The sequence below is a fragment of the Hymenobacter terrestris genome, assembly GCF_013377905.1.
GTDB lineage: Bacteria > Bacteroidota > Bacteroidia > Cytophagales > Hymenobacteraceae > Hymenobacter > Hymenobacter terrestris.
Genome location: NZ_JABKAV010000012.1, coordinates 62,068 through 85,407, shown reverse-complemented (window position 1 = coordinate 85,407; position 23,340 = coordinate 62,068). Strand labels below are relative to the sequence as shown.

The following is a 23,340-nucleotide window of genomic DNA, read 5'->3' as shown; positions in this document are numbered from 1 at the left end:
ATGGGTTGTTATCCTGAGCTTGCGAAGGACCCATACAGAGGCTAACGTCAGACAGTAGCTTCTCAATAGGTCCTTCATCCTTGCTTAAAGCGCAACATGCTTAGGATGACAGGTGTGTAGCAAACGGCTACGTCAGAAACGGATTGGTACGACGCTCCTGGCCAATAGTAGTGGCGGGGCCGTGGCCAGGATACACCACCGTGTCGTCGGGCAGAGGCAGCAGCTGGCTCTTTATGCTGGCAATGAGCGTGGCATGGTCGCCGCCAGGCAAGTCGGTGCGGCCGATGCTGTTCTGAAACAGCACGTCGCCGCCGATAACGGTGCTGGTGGGCGCGTGGTAGAATACCACATGGCCGGGGGCGTGGCCGGGTACAAAGCGCACTTCCAACTCGGTCGTGCCGAAGCGTACGGCTTCGCCGGCCCGCAGCTGGCCGGTGGGCTCGGCAGGCTGGTAGCGCGGAAACCCGTAGTTGGAGGCATAGCTCGGCACAGCCCGCAGCGTAGCAAAGTCGGCCTCGTGCAGCAGGTAAGGCACCTTATAGGTGTCGAGTACAAACTGGTTGCCCAGCACATGGTCGATGTGGGCGTGAGTGTTTACCAGCAGCACCACGCGCAATTTCTGGTCTTCGATGTACTGGCGCAGCGCCTGCTGCTCGGCCGGCTCGTAGCAGCCAGGGTCAACAATAACAGCCTCGCCGGTTTCGTCGGAGAGCAAATACGTGTTTTCGGCAAACGGATTGAAAGTGAAGCCGGCAACGGTCATGGCAGGGGAGAAATGTTTTGAAAGGGCAAGATAAGTGGATTTTAGGTTGGTGGAGTTTACAGAACGCGACGTGGGCGCAGGGCTTGCCCCCGTATGCCGCCTGCACGGGGCCAACAAACGGCTGTACCCGGAACCATACAACGGTTACCGTTCAGTGTTGGGCGGGGGCAAGCCCCGCACCCACGTCGTTCTGCCAACTCAACTTCCCCTAACCTACCTTGCCCCCCAATGCTACACGTTGACTACCTGATTATCGGTTACGGCATTGCCGGGGCCACGCTGGCGGCCGAATTACGCGGGCGGGGCCGCACGGTGCTCGTGCTCGATACCGCCCAGCCCGACTCGGCCTCGCGGGTGGCGGCGGGCCTCATGAACCCGGTGGCCGGCAAGCGCTTCGCGCTGGCCTGGCGCGCCGACGAGCTGCTGACGGCCGCCACAGCTTTTTACCAGGCCCAGGAGCAGCGGTTGGGCCGGCCGTTTTTTCAGGCTCTGCCCATTGCCAAGTTCTTCTCGTCGGTGCAGGAGCAGAACGCGTTGCTGGCCCGCAGCGCCGACCGCCCCTGGCTTGATTTTGTGGATGAATTCTCGGCCGGTGCGCTGCCGCCGTTACCAGGTGTGAGCCCGCAATTTGGGGGTTTGCTGGTGCGACGTGGGGGATTTGTGCTGGTAGAGGAACTGCTCACGGCCCTAACCACCGAAGGGCTGGCCGCCGGCTGGCTGCAGCACGAAACTTTTGACTGGGCCTCCCTTGTTGCCGAGCCGGCTGGCGGCTTCCGCTACGCGGGTCGGGTGCAGGCCCGGCACGTTATCAGCTGCGAAGGCGCGGCCACCATCCAGAATCCGTATTTCAGCTGGCTGCCCCTCACCCCCAACCAGGGCGAGGTACTGACGGTGGAGTGTGCCGGCCTGCCCGCCGACACGGTGCTCAATAAAAGTGCTTACGTAGTGCCGCTGGGGGGCAACCGGTTGCGGGTGGGGGCCACCTACCGCTGGCCGCCCTTTGCGGCGGGCATTACGGCCGAGGCCCGCGAGGAGCTCGGCCAGCGCCTTTCCGAGCTCACGCCCCAGCCATTCCGGGTGCTCGACCAGCGGGCCGGGGTGCGGCCGGCCGTGCGCGACCGGAAGCCGCTCCTGGGTACGCACCCCGAAACGCCGGGGCTGCACGTGTTCAACGGCATGGGCTCGAAGGGCGTAATGTTTGCGCCCCGGCTGGCCCAGGTAATGGCCGACTGGCTGGAAAATGACGTAGAGCCCTGGCCCGAAGTCAATATCCGGCGATATATTTCGTTGTACCCAGCCGGCCCGGCGGCGAAGTAGTCGGATTTGGTTACTTTGGTTTTTGTGAAGAAAGAAATGGACAAACGTCATTCGAAGCGCCGCCCAGCATAACGATCTGTCTCTGTTATTTGTATTGCCCTTATCCATCCGTCTCCCGCTCCCGGTTTTTGATATGAAGCACGTATCCTTTCTTTTCCGGCCGACGCTGGCGCGGCCTGCCGGTTCGGTGCTGCTACTGGCCGGGCTGCTGGCCGCTGCCCCCGCCGCCCGGGCCCAAACCGCCCAGGAACCCTTCGGGCGGGTCCGGATCCAGTATAAAAGCTTCGATTGGCTGCAGTTCAGCACCCAGAACTTTACCGTGTACTATTATGCCGGCGGTGAAGCCAACGCCCGCCACGCGGCCGAGTACGCCGAAAAGGAGCTCCAGCGCATTACCGGGCTGATTGGGTACTATCCCTACTCGAAAACTACCATTATGCTTTTCAACTCGGTGGGCGACCTGCGGCAGAGCAACGTGGGGCTGGCTCCCGAGAAATATACCAGCGGCGGCGAAACCTCGCTGGCCCGCTCTACCAAAGTCCAGATTGCCTTCGAAGGCACCCAGACTCAGTTCAAGCAGGAAATGAGCAAGCGCATTACTGAGGTGCTGCTCAACGATATGATGTATGGCGGCTCGCTCCGTGAAGTTATCCAGAGTAGCTACCTGCTGCAGCTGCCCGATTGGTTTATCGGGGGGGCTTCGGCCTACGCGGCCCAAGGCTGGAGCGTGGAGATGGACGACTACATGCGTACCATGTTGCAGGAGAACGAAGGCAGCCGCACGGCTCCGTTCTTTCTGCGCAACCCCGAGCTGGCTGGCCAGAGCGTGTGGAACTACATTGCCGAGCGCTACGGCTACACCAGCGTCCAAAATATCCTCAACCTCACGCGCATTACCCGCGACGTAGAAGTGGGCATCAGCTCTTCGCTGAATGTGCCTTATAAGGTGTTTCTGAAGGACTGGCTGGCGTATTACCGCCAGCTAAATTCCCAGCCGCTCACGCCCTTTCAGGAACTCGACGAGAAGAACAGCTTGGCCGGCCGCAACCGCCGCAACGTGCTGTACAGCCAACCCGTGCTTAGCCCCGATGGCAAGCGCATGGCCTACGTGCAGAACGACCGGGGCCGCTACCGGGTGCTGGTAGTGGACCAGGACGGCCGCGGCCGCGACGTGCTGCACCGCGGCGGCTACAAAACGCCCGACCAGCGGGTGGAAACGCGGCTGCCGCTGCTGGCCTGGCGCGGCAACGAGCAGGTGGCCATAGTGGAGGAGCAGCGTGGTCAGCTGGTGTTGCAACTGCGCGAAGCCAACGGTGGCCTGAGCAACCTGACGGCCCGCCTCAGCAGCCTGTTGCCCCGCTTCGGGCGCCGCACTTCGCTGTTTTCGCCCTTCTCGCAGGTAACGGCTCTCAACTATTCGGCCGATGGCAAGTCGGTGGTATTTAGTGGCGTGCGCCAGGGCCAGAGCGACCTGTACCTGCTACGGGCTGGTAGCCGGACGCCCGAAAAGCTCACCAACGATGTGTTCGACGATGTGGAGCCGGTGTTCATGCCCGATGGCCAAAGCCTGATATTCAGCTCCAACCGCTGGCTCGATTCGGCAGGTACGGCCCGCGGCTCGTTTGCTTCGGTGGTGAACAACTACGACCTGTACCGTTACCACCTCGACGGCCGCTCGCAGCCGGTGGAAGTAATAGTCAGCACGATTTCCAACGAAACCCGGCCCCGGCCCCTGAGCAACGACGAGATACTGTTTGTGAGCGAGGAAAGCGGCGTGCGCAGCATTTACCGCTACTCGTTCAGTGCCCGCGACTACCAGCCCGTAACCAGCTTTGTGGCCGGTGTGCACGATTTCGACTATAACGCCACTACCGGTGCGCTGGCCCTCACAGCCACGTCCGACGGCCGCAGTAACGCCTACCTCTACCCCAGCTATGCCCTGCCCACTGGCCTGAGGCTGTATAAAACGGCCCGCCAGGAAATTCTGGAAGACCGCTCGCGGCCAGCCAAGGCCACGATTCCTAACCGCCCCGGACCTACCGTGGCCCGCGCCCAGGGTATAGTACCACCCGCCGAGGAGGCGCCCCTGCCCGCGGCTCCGGCCCAGAAACCCGAGGATAAAGCTGCGGCGAACCGCGTGAACCCTAATAATTACGAATTCGACGAGGATATTCCGGCCTCGCGGGCCACGGCCCCCACCCGCCGCCGGGCGGCTACCGTGGTAGCCCTGCCCAAGGCGGCTCCTACTGAGGCGGCTACGCTGGCCGGCCCCTTCCGCTATGGCACTCCCTTCAGCATCGATAATGTGGTATCGACGCTGACGTCGGACCCATTGCTGGGGCTGGGTTTCTCGGCCCAGGTGAACATGTCGGACCTGATGGAGGATCATCGGATTCAGGCAGGCATTTTCGCCCTCACTGACTTGAGTACGAGCAACATATTTGCCGAATACACCAACCTTCGGAAACGATACGACTGGAGTATTCGCTATCAGAAACAGGCCTATTTCCCCGACCTCGACCCTAACAGCCGGGTGCGTTATGGCCGCCACGAAATTGCGCCCACCATTGCCTATCCGCTTACCCACAACCTGAGCGTGCGCCTGGGTCCGCGCTTCGTGAATGTGAGCCGCCGCACTTATGGCGACCTGGCGAATTCCAATGATGTGAATACCAGCTACCTGGGCGGTGAGGCCGAGCTGGTGTTCGACAACTCGGTGATTACCGGCATCAACATGTTGCAGGGTACGCGCATGAAGGCCGGCATCAACCAGTTGCGCGACTTGAACGGCAACAACTCGGGCTTCACCAAGCTCACCGTTGATTTACGCCACTACCAGAAACTGCACCGCCAGCTCATCTGGGCCAACCGGGCTAGCTTCGGGCAGTACATCGGGGGCGGATCAACGCCGCCCTTCTTCCGCCTGGGCGGCATGGATAACTGGCTGAACTACGAGTACACCGATGCGCGCTACATCAACGAAAAGGGCGAGGTGGCTGCTGGCCCCAGTCAGCTAGATCCTGCCCAGATGTTTTACCAGCAGTTTGTTACCAACCTGCGGGGCTACGACTACAGCAAGCGGGTAGGAAGCAAATACGTGCTCTTCAACTCCGAGCTGCGCCTGCCCATCGTGCAGTATTTCTCGCGGCGGCCCATCGAATCGGGCTTCTTCCGGAACCTGCAGCTCACGGCTTTCGGCGACATGGGCACGACGTATTCGGGCTCCAACCCGTTCAGTGTCAATAACTCCAATAATACCCAGGTGGAAAGTCAGGGGGGCTTTTCGGCCACGGTTATCAACTTCACCAACCCGCTGCTTTACGGCTACGGCGCTGGTATCCGTACCACCATGCTGGGCTTTTATGTGAAAGGCGACGTAGCCTGGGGCCGCGAGCAGTATACGACCAAAGGCCCGAAAATTTACGCTACGCTGGGCTACGACTTCTAGCGGCGGCAGAGTGAAAGAGACGCACAAGGGTCGGTTTTCCTACTTGGAAAACCGACCCTTGTGCGTCCGGGCGGGCAATCGGGACGCAATTGGAAATACAAGGCAGGTAGTCCGGGGGTTGGGTTGTATCTTTGTGGTCCGTTGAACCAGCCGAGTTGCCGTGGCGCTGCTAAGTGAAATCTGGGTATTGATGCAGAAGGACTTCCGCCTGGAATGGCGGCAGCGGGCAGCGCTGAACGGTATGCTGCTGTACGTGAGCAGTACGGTGTTCGTGTGTTATCTCAGCTTTTCGTTGCGCGGCGGCCAGCTGCCGGCCCCGGCCTGGAACGCGCTTTTCTGGATTGTGCTGCTGTTTTCGGCCGTTAATGCCGTGGCCAAGGGTTTTTTGCAGGAAAGCCGGGGCCGGATGCTGTACTACTATACCGTAGTGCGGCCCCAGGCCGTGATTCTGGCCAAAATAGCTTACAACGCGCTGTTGCTGCTGGGGCTGGCGTTGGTGGCCTTTGCCCTCTATGCGGTGGTGCTGGGCAACCCGGTACAAAACGTGCCGCTGTTTGTGGGCAACGTGCTGCTGGGCGCGGTGGGATTTGCGGGTACGCTCACGCTGGTGGCCGGCATTGCCGCCAAGGCCACCAATAGTAGCACCCTCATGGCCGTGCTGGGTTTTCCGCTGATGGTGCCCATGCTGCTGCTGCTCATCAAAATATCTAAAAACGCCCTCGACGGCCTCGAATTCGAAGCCAGCCGCAGCTCCCTGCTTACCCTGGTGGCCCTTAACCTCATCGTCGGGGCCGTGTCGTACCTGCTGTTTCCATTTTTGTGGAGAAGCTGACAAGAAGCTTTTAGCTGTCAGTTGTTAGCTGATAGCAGTCCTTCCCAGGCGCTCTTCTGTTATAAAGTCAAGACCCCAAAAAGCTAACGGCCAACCGCTACTAGCTAACAGCTTATGAAAAGAAACTGGTGGAAAGCCCTGACTGTGATACTGCTGCTGTATGTGGCGGTGGCGGGCCTGTTGGTGCCGGTGCCGCGGCTGGCCATTCTCAACGAGAGTATCCGCAACCTGTACTTCCATGTGCCCATGTGGTTCGGCATGACGGCCATTCTCATTGCCTCGGTGTACTACTCGGTGCGCTACCTGCGCACGCCGACGGCCGAGTTTGACATAAAGGCCCATGAGGCGGCTCGTACCGGCATTCTGATGGGGTGCGTAGGTCTGGCAACGGGCAGCATCTGGGCGCGCTATACCTGGGGCGCCTGGTGGACCAACGACCCCAAGCTGAACGGGGCGGCCGTGGCCATGCTCATTTACGGCGCTTATCTGGTGTTGCGCTCCTCCTTCACCGATGAGCAGCAGCGGGCCCGGGTTTCGTCCATCTACAACATCTTTGCCTTTGCCGTGGCCATGCCGCTGTTCTACATCCTGCCGCGCCTGACCGACTCGTTGCACCCCGGGGCGGGCGGCAACCCGGCCTTCGCTAGGTACGACCTCGACAGCGACATGCGTCTGGTGTTCTATCCGGCCGTAATTGGCTGGACGCTGCTGGCGTTTTGGGTGGCTCAGCTGGCCACCCGCATTTCCGTGCTCAAACTGAAAGTATATGAAAAGCAACTTGCGTAGCCCGGCCCCCGGAGCGTTAATGCGAAATGGGCTGCTGTTGCTGCTGGCCCTGGTGCTGCCGGTATGGCAGGCCCTGGCCCAGGCACCCACGGCCCAGCCCGAAATGGCCGAGGTATTACGCCAGAATGGGAAAATTTACGTGGTGGTGGCCGTCATTGTAGTGGTGCTGGCCGGGCTGCTGCTGTTTCTAATTTCCCTGGACCGCAAGCTGAGCCGCCTGGAAAAGGAAGTGCGCGAAGAGCGGTAAACCCGCCTTTTGTCTGGCCTCGCCAATGATTGGTTAACCCAGTCATTCATCTGTTTTTGCGGACCTTTGTGGTCCGAATTATTGTTCTGAGCTGACTTCTGACTCCAACCGGAGCCGCCGCCCGTTTTACTCGACATGAAAAAAGCCCACATTTTCATCATGGCCATCATTGCGGTTGCCATTGCCATTATCACCAGCACCGCCGGCGACGCCAGCGTTTACGTTTCGTTCAAGGAAGCCCGCGAGCGGGCCGCCGATGGCAACCTGACCAAAGTGCACGTAGTAGGCCGCCTGCCCCGCGACGGTCAGAAAAACATCATGGGCCTTGAGTACAATCCGACGCTTGATCCTAACTACTTCGCCTTCACGCTGGTTGATACCAATCGTATTGCCCAGCGCGTGGTGTACTTCAACCCCCAGCCCCAGGATTTCGAGAAGTCGGAGCAGGTAGTAATTACCGGTGCCATGCGCAACGACATTTTCGTGGCCGACAAAATCCTGCTTAAGTGCCCCTCCAAGTATGTGGAGAACGAAGTGAAGGGCACAACCGCATCTATCAACTAGCGCTTGGTTATCCGTGCTTAATGTTTGGCTGTTAGTGCTTGAGGGGAAATACACCCGCTGAGCACTAACCCCCGGACACTAACAGCTAAGCTCTACTACCCAGGCTCTAAAAAAATCAGCATGCTGAACACACTCATCGGCGACGTCGGGCACTTAAGTGTTATTCTGGCGTTTGTGGCGGCCACGGTGGCGGCGTATTCCTATTACATGGCTGCCAAGGGCCGCGCCCTGGGCGACACCGACGCCGGCTGGATGAAGCTGGGCCGCGGGGCCTTCATCGTGCACTCAGTGGCCGTGCTGTCCGTAATCGTGTGCCTGTTCGGCATCATCCACGGCCACCGCTACGAGTACTACTACGCCTGGAGCCACAGTAGCAACCACCTGCCTATCTACTACATGATTTCCTGCTTCTGGGAAGGGCAGGAGGGTAGTTTTCTGCTCTGGATCTTCTGGCACGTATGCTTGGGCCTGATTCTGATGCGCTCGGCCAAACGCTGGGAAGCCCCGGTAATGACTGTTTTTGCCGGCGTGCAGCTGTTCCTCACGTCCATGATTCTGGGTATCGTGCTGGGCGACCTCAAAATCGGTTCGTCGCCGTTTATCCTGCTGCGCGACTTTATGCCCGAGCTGCCCGTGTGGCAGACCAACCCCAACTTTGTACCCACCGACGGCACCGGCCTGAATGCCCTGCTGCAGAACTACTGGATGGTAATTCATCCGCCCACGCTGTTTCTGGGCTTTGCCCTCACGCTGGTTCCTTTCGCCTACGCCGTTGCCGGCCTCTGGAAAAACGAGTTTGGCACCTGGACGCGTCCGGCGCTGCGCTGGAGCCTGTGGGGCGGCCTGATTCTGGGCGTCGGCATCATGATGGGTGCCTACTGGGCCTACGAAACGCTCAACTTCGGGGGCTACTGGAATTGGGACCCCGTAGAAAACGCGGTGTACATTCCGTGGTTGGTGCTGGTGGCTTCCATCCACGGCCTGATATTATGGCAGCGCAGCAAGCTGGCATTGCGCACCTCGTTTGTGCTCGTAATAGCCACTTTTCTGCTCATCCTCTACGCTACCTTCCTCACCCGTTCGGGCGTGCTGGGCAACGCCTCGGTCCACTCATTCACCGACCTGGGTTTGTCGGGCCAGTTGATGATTTACTTGGCGGCCTTCGTAGTGCTAAGCGTGGTGCTGCTGGTTTCGCGCTGGAAGAAAATACCGATTTCTGAAAAGGAACTGACCACTTACAACCCCGAGCTATGGGTGTTTGTGGGCGCGACGGTGCTGTGTCTGGGCGCGTTCCAGGTACTGTTCACCACCAGCATTCCGGTGTACAATGCCTTCCTGGGTTTTATCGGCATCAAGTCCAACCTAGCCCTGCCCGCCGACCAGATTGCTCACTACACCAAATTTCAGCTGTGGCTGGGCGTGGGCGTGGCACTGTGCTCGGGCCTGGCCCAGCTGATGTGGTGGCAGAAAAACGACCGCGCTTCTCTGACCAACACCCTCACGGTGCCTGCCATGCTTGCGCTGCTCGGCTCGGCCCTTGTTATCCTGCTGGTACAGTACAACGGCAAGAAAATGGAGCTGTCGTACATCGCGCTTCTGACCGTGGCCCTGTTTGGGGTGCTGGCCAACGTAAGCATGGTGCTCACGCTGCTGCGGCGTAAAGTCAGTCTGTCGGGTGGTGGCATTGCCCATATCGGTATTGCCCTGATGCTGCTGGGCATATTGGCTTCGTCGGGCTACTCCAACATCATCAGCCAGAACACGTCGGGCCTGCTGTACTCGCGCGAGTTCGACCAGACCACCAACCAGGACAACGTGCTGCTGTGGCGCAACGACGTGACCCGCATGGGCGCTTACGACGTGCGCTACACCGGCCAGTATTTCGATGTGCCCGGCGTGCCCGGCTACGTCGACAAGCAGCAGCTCTACCGCACCGACGACGAGTACAAGGCCCTGGCCCGCGCCGATGTGAAGCGCGGCGACAAGGTGTACTACAAGGCCGGCGACACGCTCGAAATTCTGCCCGAAAACACCTACTACCGCGTCGAGTACCAGGACCGGGAGAGCAAGGAGAAGTTTACGCTGTATCCCCGGGCGCAGGTAAACGAGCAGATGGGCGGCCTGCTGGCCTCGCCCGACGTGAAGGTGTTCCTCGACCACGACATCTACTCGCACATCAGCGCCGTGCCGCCCATCGACCAGGAGAAAGACTGGAGTGAGGTGAAGGAGCACGTGCTCAGCATCGGCGACACCATTTTCCTCAACGACTACTTCGCCGTATTCCGGGGCGTGGAGCCGGCCAAGCAAACGGCTGGCCTGAACCTGGAGAAAGGCGATTTGGCCATTCAAGGCGACTTTCTGGTGTCGGGTGAGAAGAAGCAGTACCACGTGCATCCGGTGTTTGCGGTGCGCAACCGCCTCATCGGCCGCATGCCCGACGAAGTAGAGGATCTGGGCCTGCGCCTGTCCTTCCTCAACGTGGACCCCGAGAAGGGCAAGTTCACCTTTGGCGTGAGCACCACCCAGAAAGACTACATCATTCTGAAAGCCGTTGAGAAACCCTTCATCAACCTGCTCTGGAGCGGCACGCTGCTCATGGCCGTGGGCTTTGGTATGGCCATCTACAAGCGCCGCCGCGAAACCGAGGCTCCGGTAGTGCCCGCTCCCGAAGCAGGTGCCCGGCCCCGCCCGGTAATACCGCGCCCCAAGCCGAAGCAGGTAGCCTAGGCAAGTCTCTGGCTCACTCAAAAGCGCCCCTGATGCTCCTGCGTCGGGGGCGCTTGCTATTGGGGGGTACACGCCACCCGTTACTTCAGACCTTGCACATATCGTCCCGGCAACTACTGGTACCGACCGACAGCGCGCAAGGTGCTTCTACCCGGAGAGGTATTACCCAACTGAGTGTTCCCAAATGTAGCCGTTCTTACAACACAGCGGATACGATTTTTACACAACTGATGTGGCTGACACTTGCTCGCAATGAGTGGGTAAGTGCCACTGTTCCTGGGCTGGCCGCAAGCAACACTAGCAGCGGAACATAAAAAAAGGGGGCAGCCAAGTGGCTGCCCCCTTTAGGGTACAATAGCGGAACCGAATTACTTCTGCACCGAGATGTTACGAATCATGAATTCGTTACCGTTAATCACTTTAACAGTGTACATGCCGTTGGACAGGTTCGGAAGGTCGATAACCTGCACGGCATTGTCGCGCACGGTGGTAGTGTGCACGCGCTGACCCAGCATGTTGGTGATTTCTACCTGCAGGCCGTTTTTGGCTTTGGCACCACGTACGTCAAACGTGAGGTTGCCGGCCGTAGGGTTGGGGTAGATGTTGATGGCCTGCTGCAACGCCTGCGAAGTACCCGTGATGGCCGTAGCCGTTACGCTGATATCATCCACGTAGAGGTTGAACCGGTCGGCGACGCTGATAGCGTGGAAGCCGATGTAGTAGTTGCCGGTGGTAGTAGGCGTAATGGCCTTTACCTGCCCGTCGTCGTTGCCGGCCACCGTCGTAGCGTAAGCAGCATTATTGATATTGATGTTGCGCCAGAGCAGTTCGGATTGGCCGGCGGGCGTAGTGGCGCTGCCGTACTTCACTTCCAGGGCCTCGGGGAAAGCAGCCAGCCCGGCCTTGTATTTGAACGTGAGCTGGTAAGTAGTGCCTGCCCGCAGGAACAGCGCCGGCGTAAAGAACCAGTCGTCGGCCGCATTAGTGGCGCTGAAGGTGTAGCGCATGTGGTTCGGAGCCGAAGCCGGCGTGCCGGTCGTTACAATACCCCAGGTACTGGCATCGGCATTGATGTTGGCCGTTGTAATACCGCAGGGCAGCGACCCGGCGGCTACACCGTCGAATTTCTCGGTGTAGGGGAACGTGTTGACAATCGGTGGTTGACAGGTGGTCGTTACCCGTATCGGGCCTACCAATTCGCTCTGGAGGGTGGCGCTGCAATTCGTGCGGATGTACACGTCGTAGGCCGTAGTGCCCATCAGACCAGTGATGGTGTAGGGTGATGCCGTGGTAGTTACGGTAGTACCAGCCGAAGCAGGGTTGAAGCCAGCCGGGCCGTAGATGATGCTGTAGCCCGTGGCGCCGGCGGCGGGGGTGAACGTAATGGTAGCCGTAGTAGGCGTACTGGTAGCTGCCAGTGCCGTTGGCGTAGCGCAGGCCACAGTTCCAATGGTGGCTTCCAGGGCCAAGCGGGTTCTAAGCGGAGTGGTGTTAATCAATGTCCAGGCACCAGTGGCAGTCTTGAAGTAAAAAGTGCCGGGCCGTAACGGGTCCTCCACCTGATAAGCAAGAGCCGGATTGGTAGCCAATTCCTTTATTCCAACGAAGAAGTCGCTGCTCACGGCAACATCTGGAATGGCTATCGTAACTGTGCCAGCCTCTGCGGTTCGCGTCTGAGTAGGCGAGGTATAGAGGGTAGCACCGGGCGTACCGTTGGCGCCGGTGGCGTCGAGCAACACAATCTGGTAAGTCGATACGTTGCCTGCACTAGCTGCGAAAGTTGGCTTCACGGCAGACACCGTGGTGGGCTTGGTAACGCTGAACTTGGTGGCCAGGATACCGTCGGCACTGCCCACGCCCACACCGGTAGCGAAGAGCGGCGCAGCTGGGTCGATGTAAGACAGGCGGTTGTCGCTCACGTTCTGCGAGGCCACAGCCGAGTTGTTCGTGTTGAGGTCGTCGGCGGGAACGGTTACAGTTACTGTATTAGTGCCGTTAGCGGTCAGCGGATAAGCCGTGAAGTTTACCGTTACCGACTGATCCGCGGCCAGCGAGGCCACCGTCTGTACGTTGGTAAACGTGTTGGCACCACTCACGGCAAGTGTAACCGGAATGTTAGTGAGTGTGCCGCCGCTGTTGTTGGTAACTACCGCCTGTACCGTATGGGGCGAGTTGAATTCGCGGGTCAGCTGGCCCAGCGTGAATATAGAGCGTACGGCTACGTCGTTGGCGAGCGGTACAAATGGGTTGAAGCGGTAAGTGCGCCCCAAGTCGGGAGTCGTAGTGGACCGGAAGTTATGGGTGAAGTTTCCGTACGTGCCAGTAATGAACGTGGTAGTGCTCCAGGCAGCGACAGAGCTGTTTCTCGCTCCCAGTACCGTCTGTCCAGTGGCCGAGCCCGAACCCTTGATGCCCACGTTGGGAAACCGGGCACCAGGCGTACCGGTGCCCGCCACGGCGGCACCGTACACAAACTCTACCCGGTTAACTGTTTCGTAGAGTTGAATCTGGAAGTTGAAGCTGGCGTACTGCGTGGCGGCGGCATCGGTGCCGGTGCCGGCCTTGTCGCTCACGTTCTTCCACTGAATTGTGCAGACGCGGTTAGGTGCCGTGCCCGTTGTGGCTACCCGATACTCTGCGCCCCCAGCCGCCGTACCCGCAATCAGGTCGATGTTGAAGGGCATCAGGATGTTGGTGTTGGCCGGATTGGTGCTCGTCAGCGGATCGGTAGACGTGCTGTTCTGGTCCTGCGTAATAAACAGGTCGGCCGCCGAAGGAGCTACATCGCCCAGCCGGATAGCGCCGTTGGTATTGAGCACGAAGTTCGTGAAGCTCTGACCATTAAAGCTAAAGGTGAAGCCAATGGGCGTAGCCGCCGAGTTGGCATCGTCGGTGTTGGCTGTGGTGATGACGCTACCAGTTGCGAGCAGGTCGGTGTAAGTACCGGCCACATTGGTGGTGTTGGCAACGTTATAGTTCAGGCTCTGGGCGTGGGCGGCACCGGTAGCTAAGCCCAGCAGACCCAGCAGGGCCAGCTTGCGCCAGACTTTGGTGGTACGGCCCGTAGTGTAGATTTTTGTCATGAGTAGGGGAAGAAATTGTAAAGGAATGAAGCAAAAAGAACGTAGACAATTGCCCTGTTTACAGAGCGCATGGCATTTGTACCGGCAATATGCCGAATTAAACACCATTTTTTGCAACATTTCGCTACAACTATTCCAAAAAATAGCGACCGAAGTTGCTAAACACTCAGTTTTACATTCATGATGACAACCGACCTCACCCTCCTACGGATTGTGCTGCTTGGGGCCGGCCGAGTGGCTGCCCATCTGGCCCCGGCGCTGGTAGCAGCCGGCCACGCGGTAGTGGGCCTCTGGAGCCGCAGCCCCGAATCGGGGGCGGCGCTGGCCTCCCGGCTGCCGGGGCCGACCACCGTAGCCAGTAGCCTGCACCACCTGCCCGACGCCGACGTGTACCTGCTCACGCTGCCCGATGCAGTGGTGCCCGAAGTGTTGGCAGCAGCCCGCTTCCCGGTGGGGGCACTGGTGGCGCACACGGCCGGGGCACTGCCGCTCTCCGTGTTTGCTCCCTATAAAGAGCAGCTGCGGGGCGGCGTGTTCTATCCGCTCCAAACCTTTGGGCCGGGTCGCGCAATTGCCTGGCCAAGCGTGCCGCTGTGCCTGGAAGCTGCCGACGCGTCTGCGCTGGCCACTTTGCATCAGCTGGCTGCTTCGCTGAGCCGCGACGTACGGGAGCTTGACTCGGTCCGGCGGCTGCAACTGCATGTAGCGGCCGTGTGGGTCAGCAACTTTCCCAACCACCTGCTGGGCATTGGGCGCGAGCTGCTGGAGGATGCGGGGCTGCCCTGGGAGCTGCTGCACCCGCTCATCCGCGAAACGCTGGACAAAGCCCTAGCCCAGCCGCCCTTCACGGCCCAGACCGGCCCGGCCGTGCGCCACGATGCTGCCACGCTGGCCCGCCACGCGGCCGCGTTGGCTGCCCGGCCACGCTGGCAGGAGCTCTACCAGCAGCTTACAGCCAGCATTCAGGCCACGGCGGGGCCGCTGCCGGCTGCGGCAAACAATGCGTCGGGGTTGCGGCTTTGATTCGGAGGGGGGGGGGCGTACCTTTGCCCCTTCGTTTTTGCCTTGTGTACCTAGCCTTTCGCCGTGAAAGCCATTAATATTACGTTTACCTTCCAGGACGGCCAGCCCGACCAGACGCACGTGGCCGCCGAAGGCGAATCGGTGCTGGATGTGGCCCTCAACAACGACATTCAGCTGCAGCACAACTGCGGCGGCGTGTGCGGGTGCAGCACCTGCCACGTGTACATTGAGCAGGGCGAGAACGACCTGCCCGAAATTTCCGACGCTGAAGAAGACTTCATCGACCGGGCCGAAAACCCCCGGATTAACTCGCGCCTGGCCTGCCAGTGCGTGGTGCAGGGCAGCTCCGACCTAGTAGTGCGCATTCCGCCCCAACACTTTCTGGGGCACTAGGTTCTTAAGCAGATAAGTAAGCGGTAGTGCACGCGGCTCTGCCGGGCTCGTCTGGCTGCTTGTTTGCCCCGCCGTTTTCACATTTAGCACATCCCCGTTTATGAACCATTTCGAGCCCCCAATACAGTGGAGCGACCACGAAGACGTCGCCATTGCGCTGTACGAGAAATTCGGCAACGAATTCGGTGAGGCCAAAATCTACCGTATCCGGTTTACCGAGCTGCTGGATTGGGTGTTGAGCCTACCCAATTTTGAAGGCACCCGCGAGCAGGCCAACGAAGGCCATCTGGAGCAGATTCAGGCCAAGTGGGTGTACGAGTGGCGTGACAACCAATAGACTGCTTCACCGCGTCGGCTCTACAGATTTTCCGATGATTTAGTGCCCGGCAGCCCGGCTGGCGTACTGCTTCTGTGTTATGCGTACTATGTCTTCAATGGTAGATTTAACCACGATTAAGGTGTTTATCCTGGATGTGGACGGGGTGCTGACCGATGGCACGCTGCTCGCTTTCAACTCGGGCGAACAGGCCCGCACCTTTCACATCCGTGATGGCTATGCCATTCGCCACGCCCTGCGACAGGGATACCGGGTGGCCGTTATTTCGGGCCGCGAGGAGGAGGGCGTGCGGAAGCGGCTGGAGTCGCTCGATGTGCGCGATATTTATCTGGGAGTTGATGACAAGATGAAAATCTTCAACAACTACCTCAATACCTTCCACCTTGAAACGGCCAGCATTGCCTACATGGGCGACGACATGCCTGACCTGGAGGTGATGCGCCGCTGCGCCGTGGCCGCCTGTCCCGCCGATGCCGCCGCCGATGTGCGGGCCATTAGCAACTACGTGGCCCAGCTGCCCGGTGGCCGCGGGGCCGTGCGCGAGCTGATGGAAGCCGTTATGAAGGCTCAGGGTACTTGGTAACAACCTCTGGGTTAGGCCTGCTGGCTACCTGATTTAGAAGTAGGCACGGCCGCCGGCCAGATTGGAGTAAGTGCACAGCAATTGCCGCACAAAGCGTACTATTGCCAGGCCGCCGATTTAAACCCGGCGGCTACGTGCCGGGCAGAAGGAATGGTGGGGAGAAATAACCGGCTTGACAGGAGCAGATACCCGCGGGTACTGCTCAGCTTATCAACTTCAATACCGAAAAGCTAACCCAGTCTGTTCAACCTCAAACCACTTCCTTCTCTCCTATGAAAACAGGTACCGTTAAATTTTACAACGAAGAAAAAGGCTACGGCTTTATCACTGAAGACGAAACGAAAGAAGATTTTTTCGTCCATGTAACTGGTCTGAATGGCGGGCAGGTGCAACAAGACGACCGGGTGGAGTTTGATACCCAGGAGGGGCGTAAGGGCATCAATGCCGTAAACATAAAGCGGTTGTAGCTGCACTTCAGCTGATAGCACAAAGCCTCTTCCGATTTCGGAAGAGGCTTTTTTTAGGCCTTTTCGCTACGGCCGCCCATCTTTGTATTTCCTTTCGCCTTTCCGGCTCCTGCTATGCTCTTTCGCTCGCCTTCGTTTGCCGCCGATGTTCCTGTGCGTGCAGCCGGCCCCGGCGGTGGCAGCGGCAGTAGTCGGCAGCAGCTGGCTCGGCTGGTGCGCCTGCCCAACCTGCTGATTATGGCCCTGTGCCTGCTATTGGTACGCGCCTGCCTGCTGTTGCCTGATGCCCTCTGGCGCCAGGTGTTTGCCCCCCCATTTGCGCTGCTGCTGCTGGCGGCGCTGTGCATCGGGGCCGCCGGCTACATCATCAACGACTATTACGACGTCAAGATTGACGCCATTAACCGGCCCGGGCGGCTGGTGGTGGGGCGTGGCATCAACCGGCGCCACGCCATGCTGGCCCATCTGGTGCTTTCGGGCCTGGGCGTCATAATCGGGGGGCTGCTTTCGCCGCTGCTGGGGCTTGTTAACCTGGGCTCGGCGCTGCTGCTATGGGGCTATTCGGCCCGGTTTAAGCGGGTGGCGCTGGTAGGCAACGTGAGCATTGCCACGCTTACAGCGGCGCTGGTGCTGCTGCCCGAACTGCAACTTAATACTGGCCGCTCGGCAGTGTGGGGCTATGCGCTGGCGGCATTTCTGCTTACGCTGGTGCGCGAAATTGTAAAGGATGTGGAGGATATGCGCGGCGACGCCCAGCACGAGTGCCGCACATTGCCCTTGGTGTGGGGCGTGCCGCGCACCAAATGGGTGGCCGGCTTTTTTCTGGCCTGTCTACTGCTGCTGGTGGCTGGAGCTGCATTCAATGCCCTGTTTATGAGCCACCGCTACGGCCTGGGCCTGTGGCTGTTACTGCTGGTGCTGGCCCCACTGTTGGTGCTGGCCGCCGCCCTGCGCCGTGCCGACCAGCGCCAGCACTTTGCCCGACTCAGCAGCTGGTGCAAACTCATTATGCTGGCCGGGGTGCTCTCGATGGTGGGGCTGGCCTGAAAATGCGGGCAACCGCGGCGGTTACTGTTGCGTTAGCAAAGGCCACTGCCCGATTCGTGTGGCCGCCCGTTGTGGCTGCGCTGCCAGCAGGGCTTGCTTCCTCTCACTTCCCTTCTTACCCCGGCCATCCCTGTATGCGCTTCCTCTACCCGTTGCTGGCGCTAAGCGCGCTGGCTACTCCAGCTGCCCTGGCGCAGTCGGCGCCTTCCGATTCGGCCGCTCCTCTGCTGGCCTCGGCTGCGCCCGTCGCTTCGACCGAGGCAGCCGCTGAGCCCCTGGGCGCGCCGGTAGGCCTCAACCGGGCCCTGGCTCCGGCTGCTACCACCAAAATTCGCCTCACGCCCTCCGACCCCGATAAACCGAGCTTTCTGCCGGTGCCCATTGCCTTCTATCAGCAGGAAACCGGTTTTGCCGGCGGCGTGGCCATTCTGCCGGTCTGGCGCTTTGGTACCGATACCACGGTGCGCAAGTCGAACGCCCGCCTGATTGCCTGGATTTCGCAGAAGAAGCAGACCACCGTGCAGCTCACGCACACCATTTTCACCAAGGAAGAAAAGTTCTTCTTCTCGGGCGAATTGAGCTACTTCGACCTGGCCTTTAAGTACTACGGGCGCGGCAACAACACCGATGAGGACGTGTATTCCAACATCCAGTACCCGCTGTGGGTATTTGATGAGAAGGCTCTCGTAAAAGTGAAGCCAAACCTGTTTGTGGGCCTGCGCTACCGCCTCACCGATTTGGGCACTGTCAAGCTCAAGGAGGATGGCGACGATGAAGCGACTCCCGGTTCTTACTTCACCATCCCGGCCGAGCAGCGCGGCGGTTACACCACTTCGGGCGTGGGTCCGGCGCTGCTGTACGACAGCCGCGACAACCTGCTGGCTACGTACACCGGCAATTTCGTGGATGCGCACGTGCTGTTTGCCGGCAAAGGCCTGGGCAGCGACTACAATTTCACCCGTTACATGGTGGATGCCCGCCACTTCAACCCCCTATTCGGCTCCAACAATACCATTCTGGCCATGCAGTTTCTGGGCCAGTACCATACCGGCGACGTGCCGTTCCGCGAATGGGGTGGCATGGGCGCCACCCTTGGCGGTTCGCTCTACAACAACGCTTACCTGATGCGCGGCATTTACGAGGGCCGCTACCGCGACCGGCAATTCACTACAGCCCAAGCCGAAATCCGGCAGAAGTTATTCTGGCGTATTGATGGTGCTGTGTTCGGGGCCGTGGGCCAGGTGGCCCCCAACCTCGACGACTACACCTTCGACGGCCTGCGTTACGCCGGCGGAGCAGGAATACGCTTCCGCTTCAATCGTCGCGACCGGCTCAACATCCGCCTCGACTACGGCGTGGGTTCGGGTGGTAACTCGGGTATCATCTTCGCAGTGGGCGAGGCGTTTTAACCCTTCCCGGCTGCCAGCTGTAAGCTGCACGTTGCAAGCACCTTCGGGAGGCTTGCGCCGTGCAGCTTTTGCTTTTTCGGCCTTTTAAGCTCATCAGTAGAGTTTTTTGCTGATTTTGGAGTCAACTGTACACCGTGCGCCGCGTAGAAAGCAGCGCATGGAATACGCCACTCCGCATCGGTTTCACTCGGCCCACCCCAACAACGCGGCGTTGCCCGTTGCACCCTGGAGCCATCTGCCGCCCCCTTCCCCGGCCTTACAGGCCACTGTCATTGTTCCGGCCAAGAATGAGGCGGATGCGCTGCCCGCCACGCTGGCCGCGCTGGCTGCCCAAACCGATGAGCGGGGCCAGCCATTGCCTGCCGGCTGCTTCGAGGTGCTCGTGCTGGCCAACAATTGCACTGATGATACGGCTGCAGTAGTACAGGCCTTTGCCGCCACTCACCCGGCGCTGGTTTTGCATGTGGCCGAGTTAACGCTGCCCCCCGCCGAAGCCCACGTCGGCCGGGCGCGCCGCCTGCTCATGGATGAGGCCGCCCACCGTCTGGAACTGGCCGGCCAGCCCCGCGCCGCCATCATCAGCACCGACGCTGACACCCGCGTAGCCCCCGATTGGCTGGCCACTACCTTCCGGGAGTTGGCACTGGGAGTCGATGCCGTGGCTGGCCGGATTCTGATGGAAGAAACCGACCGCGCCTGCCCCGTGCGCCGCTGCCAGCTGCAGGATGCTGCTTACCAACTACTGCGGGTCCAGCTCGAAACCCAGCTCGACCCCCAACCCCACGACCCTTGGCCCCGCCACCACCAGCACTTTGGGGCCAGCCTAGCCGTTACAGTAGCCGCCTACCGGCTAGTAGGCGGGCTACCAGTAGTACCATTTCTGGAAGATGAGGCGCTATATCAAGCCCTGTTGCGCCACGATTTGCGGGTGCGCCACAGTCCGGCTGTGCGCGTGTTCACCTCGGGCCGGCAGCAAGGAAGGGTAGCGGTGGGCCTTTCGTGGCAGCTGCGCGAGTGGGCCCGGCTGGGCCAGCAGCAGCAGGTAGTACCCGACCCTGCCGCCCTGGTTCAGGAGTTGAACCTGCGCCGCCAGCTTCGTCAGCAGTGGTACCTTGACCAGAATGGCGAACCACTCGAACAGGTGGTTTCCGGGTTGGAAGAAGTGCCGGCCGAGTTGCTGGCCTCGTTGCCTAACTACACTGCTTTCGGCACTTACTGGGAGTGGGCGCGGCCCCAGCTGATACCCGACCCGATGCCTCAAGTGCCGTTGGCGCTGGCCATCAGTACCCTGCGCACCGAGCTGGCACGGCTAAACAACGTCATCATGCAGAGCGTAGCGAAGAACCTCGCATGCTGATGTCGGCTTCAAACGGCTGTACGCTGCGTTCTGCATGACGTTCTTTTCACTAACTACCGCCGCTCCAGCACGTCGAGGCGGTAGTTCTCGTGGCGCTGACCGTGTAAGTGCCGAAGGGGGCCGTTGGAAGCTGTTTTTTCGAGAAAGAACTCGTGTACGGCGTCGCCAGTAAGCGGGTAATCGTGTACGGGGGGCGTCCAGTGCACCAGCACCAGTTGGCCGCCGGCTGGCAGTGCGGTTATAATCTGGTCGGCGGCGCGGGCCAGGTCGGGCGGGCTCCAGTAATAGCCTACTTCCGATACCAGAATCAGGTCGAACTGGCCTTTAGGAAACTCATCGGGTACGCGCAGGTGCTGTAGTTCTATCTGCGGCAGGCTGGCGCAGCGTTGGCGGGCCTGCTGCAGGGCGGCCTCGGCTACATCAACGGCCAGCAAATAGCCACAGCGCGGGGCCAGCCGGGCCGTAAGGATGCCCAGCGAGCAGCCAATTTCGAAAACCCGTGCATAGTGCTCGCGCGGTAGGGAGGCCAGCGTGGCGGCGTACTTTTCCTGCTCGTAGGCGCTGGTGGCAAAGTCCCATGGGTCCTGGTTGGCTTCGTACACCTTATCGAAATAGTCGGGCGGCAGCGTGTGCGGCTGGTTGGGGTTCGGCTTCATGCTGAAAGGAGGTCGGATGAAGATTGGATTAACGACGCGGCATTTGCAACGGTGGTCTCTAGGAACACTTCGGTGGGGCTGGCGAAGTGGGCCAGCATGGTGGGGGCCAGCGTGAAGCCGGTGGGGTCGTCGTTGATGCAGGAGCCGGGCAGCTGCGAGGCGTGCGCGGCAATGGCCCGCTGCTTCTCGGCCAGCACCGAGCTGATGTCGAGCTGCCAGCCGCTTACCTCGCCAGGCCGAGGGAGGTCGGCGGGGGCGGCCCGCTCCCAGGCCCAGACAAGGTATTCGAGCAGGCGCGGCGGATGGGGGAGTTGCTGTAAAGCCGCTTGTACCAATTGGCTGGTGGCGCGATGGTCGGGGTGCGGGTCGCGCCGCCAGGGGCACAGCACGGTGGCCGGCTGCTTTTCCTGGAAAAACTCAACCAGCCGGGCCACGGCCGTTTGGCCGGCCGGCGTTTCGGGGCCGGGCACGCGGCCGTCAGGTAGGTTCAGGGGCAAGAGGCAATCGGCGCGCAGGCCCAGCTCGCACAAAGCCAGCCGCAGCTCGGTTTCGCGCAGGGCCTGGCGGGCCGGGGCAGGAAACTTAGTAGAGTGAGGGTGCGACATCGTGCCGTCACTCATCAGCGCGCACCACACGGGCACACGGGCGCGAGCCAGCAGCGCCAGCAGCCCGCCGCAGCCCAGGCTTTCATCGTCAGGATGAGGGGCGATTACCACAGTGGGCCCTAGCATGGCGGCGTAAGCGGCCGGTTGCAGGGGCAGGGTGGCCGGTTCGAAAACGGACAGCTCAGTCATGCCAGAGGCGGTGGGGGGGGGGGGCCCCGTTGTCTCGGACCCTCCCCGTGGGAGGGGCCACAAAAAAGTTAAAAACCTGTATTTTTGATCCCGGGGGGGGGCGGGCCACACGCCGGCGGGGGGCACCCGCCGTTACCGGTACGGTGCGCCTCGAAACGGCGACGTTGCGCCCGGGCATCTTCACTTGCCTGATCGGGCAAGGCCCGCAGCAGCAGGCCGTACGCTTTGTGATGCAGTAGCATCGTAAGTAGCCGCCAATTGGATAGACACAATAAAAGCAGGCCTTGTGGGCCTGCTTTTGCGTTTTACAAAGTTAAAAGGCGGCCAGCTCAGCATGACCGCTTCGTTGGACGACTGCGACGAAGCGATAGAGGTGCTTCGGCCAGCTCAGCATGACCGTTTCGTGACCATTGCCGGCTTTGTGAACAGCTTCACGGGCTGCGCGGCTACCAGAAACGGTTGGTGCAGACGACCTGCGCCTTTTTCTTCAGCCGCAGGCCCAGTAGTATTTCGTGGGTGCCGTTGTGGTAGGGCGACAGCCGCGAATGGCCTATGTCGTAGGAGTAGCCCAGCGCAAACTGCTCGTAGTTAACGCCGGCCATTGCCACGGCTGCATCGGAAGTGCGCCACGATATACCGGCCCACAGCAAGTCCTGGTACTTGAGCTTGGCATTCACATCGACGGACAGCGGGGCCGGACTGACGGCTTTGACCAGCACGGAGGGTACCAGGGACCAGTCGTCGGTCAGCGGCAGCATCACTCCACCCGTGAAAAAGTAGTGCCGCCGGAGTGAGTTGCCCGAGCCGGACGCCAATTGGTTGGGACCGTAGGAGAAATCAAGCCTATTGGCCAGTAGCTGAGTGCTGGATACGCCCACGAAAAAATTCGAGCTGTACACCCACAGGCCCACCGAGCCGTCGAACACCCGCGAGGATTCGTTGGGGGCCAGCACCAGCGGATCGGGGCCGGGGTCGAAGAACCGCAGCTTGCTGCCATCGACGGCAAACTGCTGCAGGCCCGCCGACATGCCCAGCGCCGCCCGCAGGTTGGGCCGGAGCACCACGTTGTAGGCGTACGAAACGTAGGCGCTGGTGCGGCTGATGGGGCCCGTGGCGTCGCGGTACACCATGCCGCCGATGGCGTGAAACGGCCGGCGCAGGTCGCGCCGGGTGCGCTTATCAGTGGTAAGCCACTTGCCCAGCGACGAGTTGACGCTGGCGTAGTAGGTTCGGGGGCCGCCCTCCAGCCCCACCCACTGGGTCCGGTAGCTGAACTTCACATCAATATAGTCCTCCGCACCCGTCGCGCCGGGGTTGATGAGGTAGTTGTTGTTCATGTACTGGCTGTACTGGGCCTCCTGCTGGGCCAGGGCCGGCGCGGCGGTTAGCAGCAGTAGCAGCGACAGGAGGGGAAAAGATGTCTTCATAACAGCATGGAGTGTTAATTGTCAGGTGCCGGCGGCCAGTGCCCGGCTGCCAGCTGGTGGCGGCCGGGCACTGCTGCCAA

20 protein-coding genes are annotated in these 23,340 nt (G+C 60.6%); 15 read left to right on the top strand and 5 right to left on the bottom strand.

Translation table 11 applies throughout. The features are described from left to right. Nucleotides 1-127 precede the first annotated feature (127 nt). Entirely contained in the window at nt 128-763 is a 636-nt protein-coding gene (locus HW556_RS06620) for an MBL fold metallo-hydrolase (protein WP_176899157.1), read from the bottom strand. Between the two features lie 228 nt (nt 764-991). Between HW556_RS06620 and HW556_RS06615 the strand changes: the two genes are divergently transcribed. The 7 genes from HW556_RS06615 (at nt 992) to ccsA (HW556_RS06585) (ending at nt 10,684) form a co-directional block, all read left to right on the top strand. Next, a complete protein-coding gene (locus HW556_RS06615) occupies nt 992-2,080 on the top strand; it encodes an NAD(P)/FAD-dependent oxidoreductase (RefSeq protein ID WP_176899156.1) in 1,089 nt (362 codons plus the stop codon). Nucleotides 2,081-2,213: 133 nt separating this feature from the next. Then, entirely contained in the window at nt 2,214-5,528 is a 3,315-nt protein-coding gene (locus tag HW556_RS06610; RefSeq protein WP_176899155.1) for a PD40 domain-containing protein, read from the top strand. Nucleotides 5,529-5,718: 190 nt separating this feature from the next. Next, complete coding sequence (locus tag HW556_RS06605; RefSeq protein ID WP_176899172.1) at nt 5,719-6,360, top strand: heme exporter protein CcmB; 642 nt, start codon at nt 5,719-5,721, stop codon at nt 6,358-6,360. Nucleotides 6,361-6,474: 114 nt separating this feature from the next. Then, nucleotides 6,475-7,146, top strand: a complete 672-nt coding sequence (gene ccsA, locus HW556_RS06600) for a cytochrome c biogenesis protein CcsA (protein WP_176899153.1) — start codon at nt 6,475-6,477, stop codon at nt 7,144-7,146. Continuing rightward, nucleotides 7,127-7,393 carry a CcmD family protein gene (locus tag HW556_RS06595; protein ID WP_246289548.1) on the top strand — a complete coding sequence of 89 codons (267 nt, stop codon included), beginning with the start codon at nt 7,127-7,129 and terminating at the stop codon, nt 7,391-7,393. The genes ccsA (HW556_RS06600) and HW556_RS06595 overlap by 20 nt, the downstream gene beginning before the upstream one ends. 135 nt (nt 7,394-7,528) lie before the next feature. Next, nucleotides 7,529-7,957 (top strand): cytochrome c maturation protein CcmE domain-containing protein, encoded by a 429-nt coding sequence (locus HW556_RS06590; RefSeq protein WP_176899146.1) that lies wholly within the window; start codon nt 7,529-7,531, stop codon nt 7,955-7,957. 120 nt (nt 7,958-8,077) lie between these two features. Beyond that, entirely contained in the window at nt 8,078-10,684 is a 2,607-nt protein-coding gene (gene ccsA, locus HW556_RS06585; protein WP_176899144.1) for a cytochrome c biogenesis protein CcsA, read from the top strand. Between the two features lie 368 nt (nt 10,685-11,052). On the opposite strand, the gene HW556_RS06580 is transcribed toward ccsA (HW556_RS06585), so the two are convergent. Further along, nucleotides 11,053-13,767 (bottom strand): T9SS type A sorting domain-containing protein, encoded by a 2,715-nt coding sequence (locus HW556_RS06580; protein ID WP_176899140.1) that lies wholly within the window; start codon nt 13,765-13,767, stop codon nt 11,053-11,055. A 180-nt stretch (nt 13,768-13,947) separates the two neighbouring features. Between HW556_RS06580 and HW556_RS06575 the strand changes: the two genes are divergently transcribed. The 8 genes from HW556_RS06575 (at nt 13,948) to HW556_RS06540 (ending at nt 20,383) form a co-directional block, all read left to right on the top strand. After that, complete coding sequence (locus HW556_RS06575) at nt 13,948-14,790, top strand: Rossmann-like and DUF2520 domain-containing protein (RefSeq protein WP_176899138.1); 843 nt, start codon at nt 13,948-13,950, stop codon at nt 14,788-14,790. A 63-nt stretch (nt 14,791-14,853) separates the two neighbouring features. After that, nucleotides 14,854-15,183: a 2Fe-2S iron-sulfur cluster-binding protein gene (locus HW556_RS06570; protein ID WP_176899136.1), complete on the top strand. Its 330-nt coding sequence runs from the start codon at nt 14,854-14,856 to the stop codon at nt 15,181-15,183. Nucleotides 15,184-15,283: 100 nt separating this feature from the next. Then, nucleotides 15,284-15,520, top strand: a complete 237-nt coding sequence (gene iscX / locus HW556_RS06565; RefSeq protein WP_176899134.1) for a Fe-S cluster assembly protein IscX — start codon at nt 15,284-15,286, stop codon at nt 15,518-15,520. A gap of 79 nt (nt 15,521-15,599) precedes the next feature. After that, nucleotides 15,600-16,103, top strand: coding sequence for a KdsC family phosphatase (locus tag HW556_RS06560; protein WP_317170482.1), 504 nt, complete (start codon nt 15,600-15,602; stop codon nt 16,101-16,103). Nucleotides 16,104-16,375: 272 nt separating this feature from the next. After that, nucleotides 16,376-16,570, top strand: coding sequence for a cold-shock protein (locus HW556_RS06555; protein WP_176899131.1), 195 nt, complete (start codon nt 16,376-16,378; stop codon nt 16,568-16,570). 114 nt (nt 16,571-16,684) lie between these two features. After that, a complete protein-coding gene (locus tag HW556_RS06550) occupies nt 16,685-17,617 on the top strand; it encodes a geranylgeranylglycerol-phosphate geranylgeranyltransferase (protein ID WP_176899129.1) in 933 nt (310 codons plus the stop codon). 134 nt (nt 17,618-17,751) lie between these two features. Further along, nucleotides 17,752-19,026 carry a BamA/TamA family outer membrane protein gene (locus tag HW556_RS06545; RefSeq protein WP_176899127.1) on the top strand — a complete coding sequence of 425 codons (1,275 nt, stop codon included), beginning with the start codon at nt 17,752-17,754 and terminating at the stop codon, nt 19,024-19,026. A 157-nt stretch (nt 19,027-19,183) separates the two neighbouring features. Next, nucleotides 19,184-20,383 carry a glycosyltransferase gene (locus HW556_RS06540; RefSeq protein WP_176899125.1) on the top strand — a complete coding sequence of 400 codons (1,200 nt, stop codon included), beginning with the start codon at nt 19,184-19,186 and terminating at the stop codon, nt 20,381-20,383. A 53-nt stretch (nt 20,384-20,436) separates the two neighbouring features. Here HW556_RS06540 and HW556_RS06535 read toward each other — a convergent pair whose 3' ends face one another. The 3 genes from HW556_RS06535 to HW556_RS06525 all read right to left on the bottom strand — a co-directional run bounded on the left by HW556_RS06535 (nt 20,437) and on the right by HW556_RS06525 (nt 23,260). Continuing rightward, nucleotides 20,437-21,039 carry a class I SAM-dependent DNA methyltransferase gene (locus HW556_RS06535; protein ID WP_176899123.1) on the bottom strand — a complete coding sequence of 201 codons (603 nt, stop codon included), beginning with the start codon at nt 21,037-21,039 and terminating at the stop codon, nt 20,437-20,439. Continuing rightward, nucleotides 21,036-21,833 carry a PIG-L deacetylase family protein gene (locus HW556_RS06530; RefSeq protein WP_246289547.1) on the bottom strand — a complete coding sequence of 266 codons (798 nt, stop codon included), beginning with the start codon at nt 21,831-21,833 and terminating at the stop codon, nt 21,036-21,038. The genes HW556_RS06535 and HW556_RS06530 overlap by 4 nt, the downstream gene beginning before the upstream one ends. 446 nt (nt 21,834-22,279) lie before the next feature. Continuing rightward, nucleotides 22,280-23,260 carry a PorP/SprF family type IX secretion system membrane protein gene (locus tag HW556_RS06525; RefSeq protein ID WP_176899121.1) on the bottom strand — a complete coding sequence of 327 codons (981 nt, stop codon included), beginning with the start codon at nt 23,258-23,260 and terminating at the stop codon, nt 22,280-22,282. Nucleotides 23,261-23,340 lie beyond the last annotated feature (80 nt).

Coding starts and splice junctions, on each gene's coding strand:
- HW556_RS06610 (WP_176899155.1), top strand. CDS start 2,214: ATGAAGCACGTATCCTTTCTTTTCCGGCCGACGCTGGCGCGGCCTGCC.
- HW556_RS06595 (WP_246289548.1), top strand. CDS start 7,127: ATGAAAAGCAACTTGCGTAGCCCGGCCCCCGGAGCGTTAATGCGAAAT.
- HW556_RS06525 (WP_176899121.1), bottom strand. CDS start 23,260: ATGAAGACATCTTTTCCCCTCCTGTCGCTGCTACTGCTGCTAACCGCC.
- ccsA (WP_176899144.1), top strand. CDS start 8,078: ATGCTGAACACACTCATCGGCGACGTCGGGCACTTAAGTGTTATTCTG.
- HW556_RS06535 (WP_176899123.1), bottom strand. CDS start 21,039: ATGAAGCCGAACCCCAACCAGCCGCACACGCTGCCGCCCGACTATTTC.
- HW556_RS06555 (WP_176899131.1), top strand. CDS start 16,376: ATGAAAACAGGTACCGTTAAATTTTACAACGAAGAAAAAGGCTACGGC.
- HW556_RS06605 (WP_176899172.1), top strand. CDS start 5,719: ATGCAGAAGGACTTCCGCCTGGAATGGCGGCAGCGGGCAGCGCTGAAC.
- HW556_RS06575 (WP_176899138.1), top strand. CDS start 13,948: ATGATGACAACCGACCTCACCCTCCTACGGATTGTGCTGCTTGGGGCC.
- iscX (WP_176899134.1), top strand. CDS start 15,284: ATGAACCATTTCGAGCCCCCAATACAGTGGAGCGACCACGAAGACGTC.
- HW556_RS06530 (WP_246289547.1), bottom strand. CDS start 21,833: ATGACTGAGCTGTCCGTTTTCGAACCGGCCACCCTGCCCCTGCAACCG.
- ccsA (WP_176899153.1), top strand. CDS start 6,475: ATGAAAAGAAACTGGTGGAAAGCCCTGACTGTGATACTGCTGCTGTAT.
- HW556_RS06615 (WP_176899156.1), top strand. CDS start 992: ATGCTACACGTTGACTACCTGATTATCGGTTACGGCATTGCCGGGGCC.
- HW556_RS06545 (WP_176899127.1), top strand. CDS start 17,752: ATGCGCTTCCTCTACCCGTTGCTGGCGCTAAGCGCGCTGGCTACTCCA.
- HW556_RS06540 (WP_176899125.1), top strand. CDS start 19,184: ATGGAATACGCCACTCCGCATCGGTTTCACTCGGCCCACCCCAACAAC.
- HW556_RS06580 (WP_176899140.1), bottom strand. CDS start 13,767: ATGACAAAAATCTACACTACGGGCCGTACCACCAAAGTCTGGCGCAAG.
- HW556_RS06560 (WP_317170482.1), top strand. CDS start 15,600: ATGCGTACTATGTCTTCAATGGTAGATTTAACCACGATTAAGGTGTTT.
- HW556_RS06590 (WP_176899146.1), top strand. CDS start 7,529: ATGAAAAAAGCCCACATTTTCATCATGGCCATCATTGCGGTTGCCATT.
- HW556_RS06550 (WP_176899129.1), top strand. CDS start 16,685: ATGCTCTTTCGCTCGCCTTCGTTTGCCGCCGATGTTCCTGTGCGTGCA.
- HW556_RS06620 (WP_176899157.1), bottom strand. CDS start 763: ATGACCGTTGCCGGCTTCACTTTCAATCCGTTTGCCGAAAACACGTAT.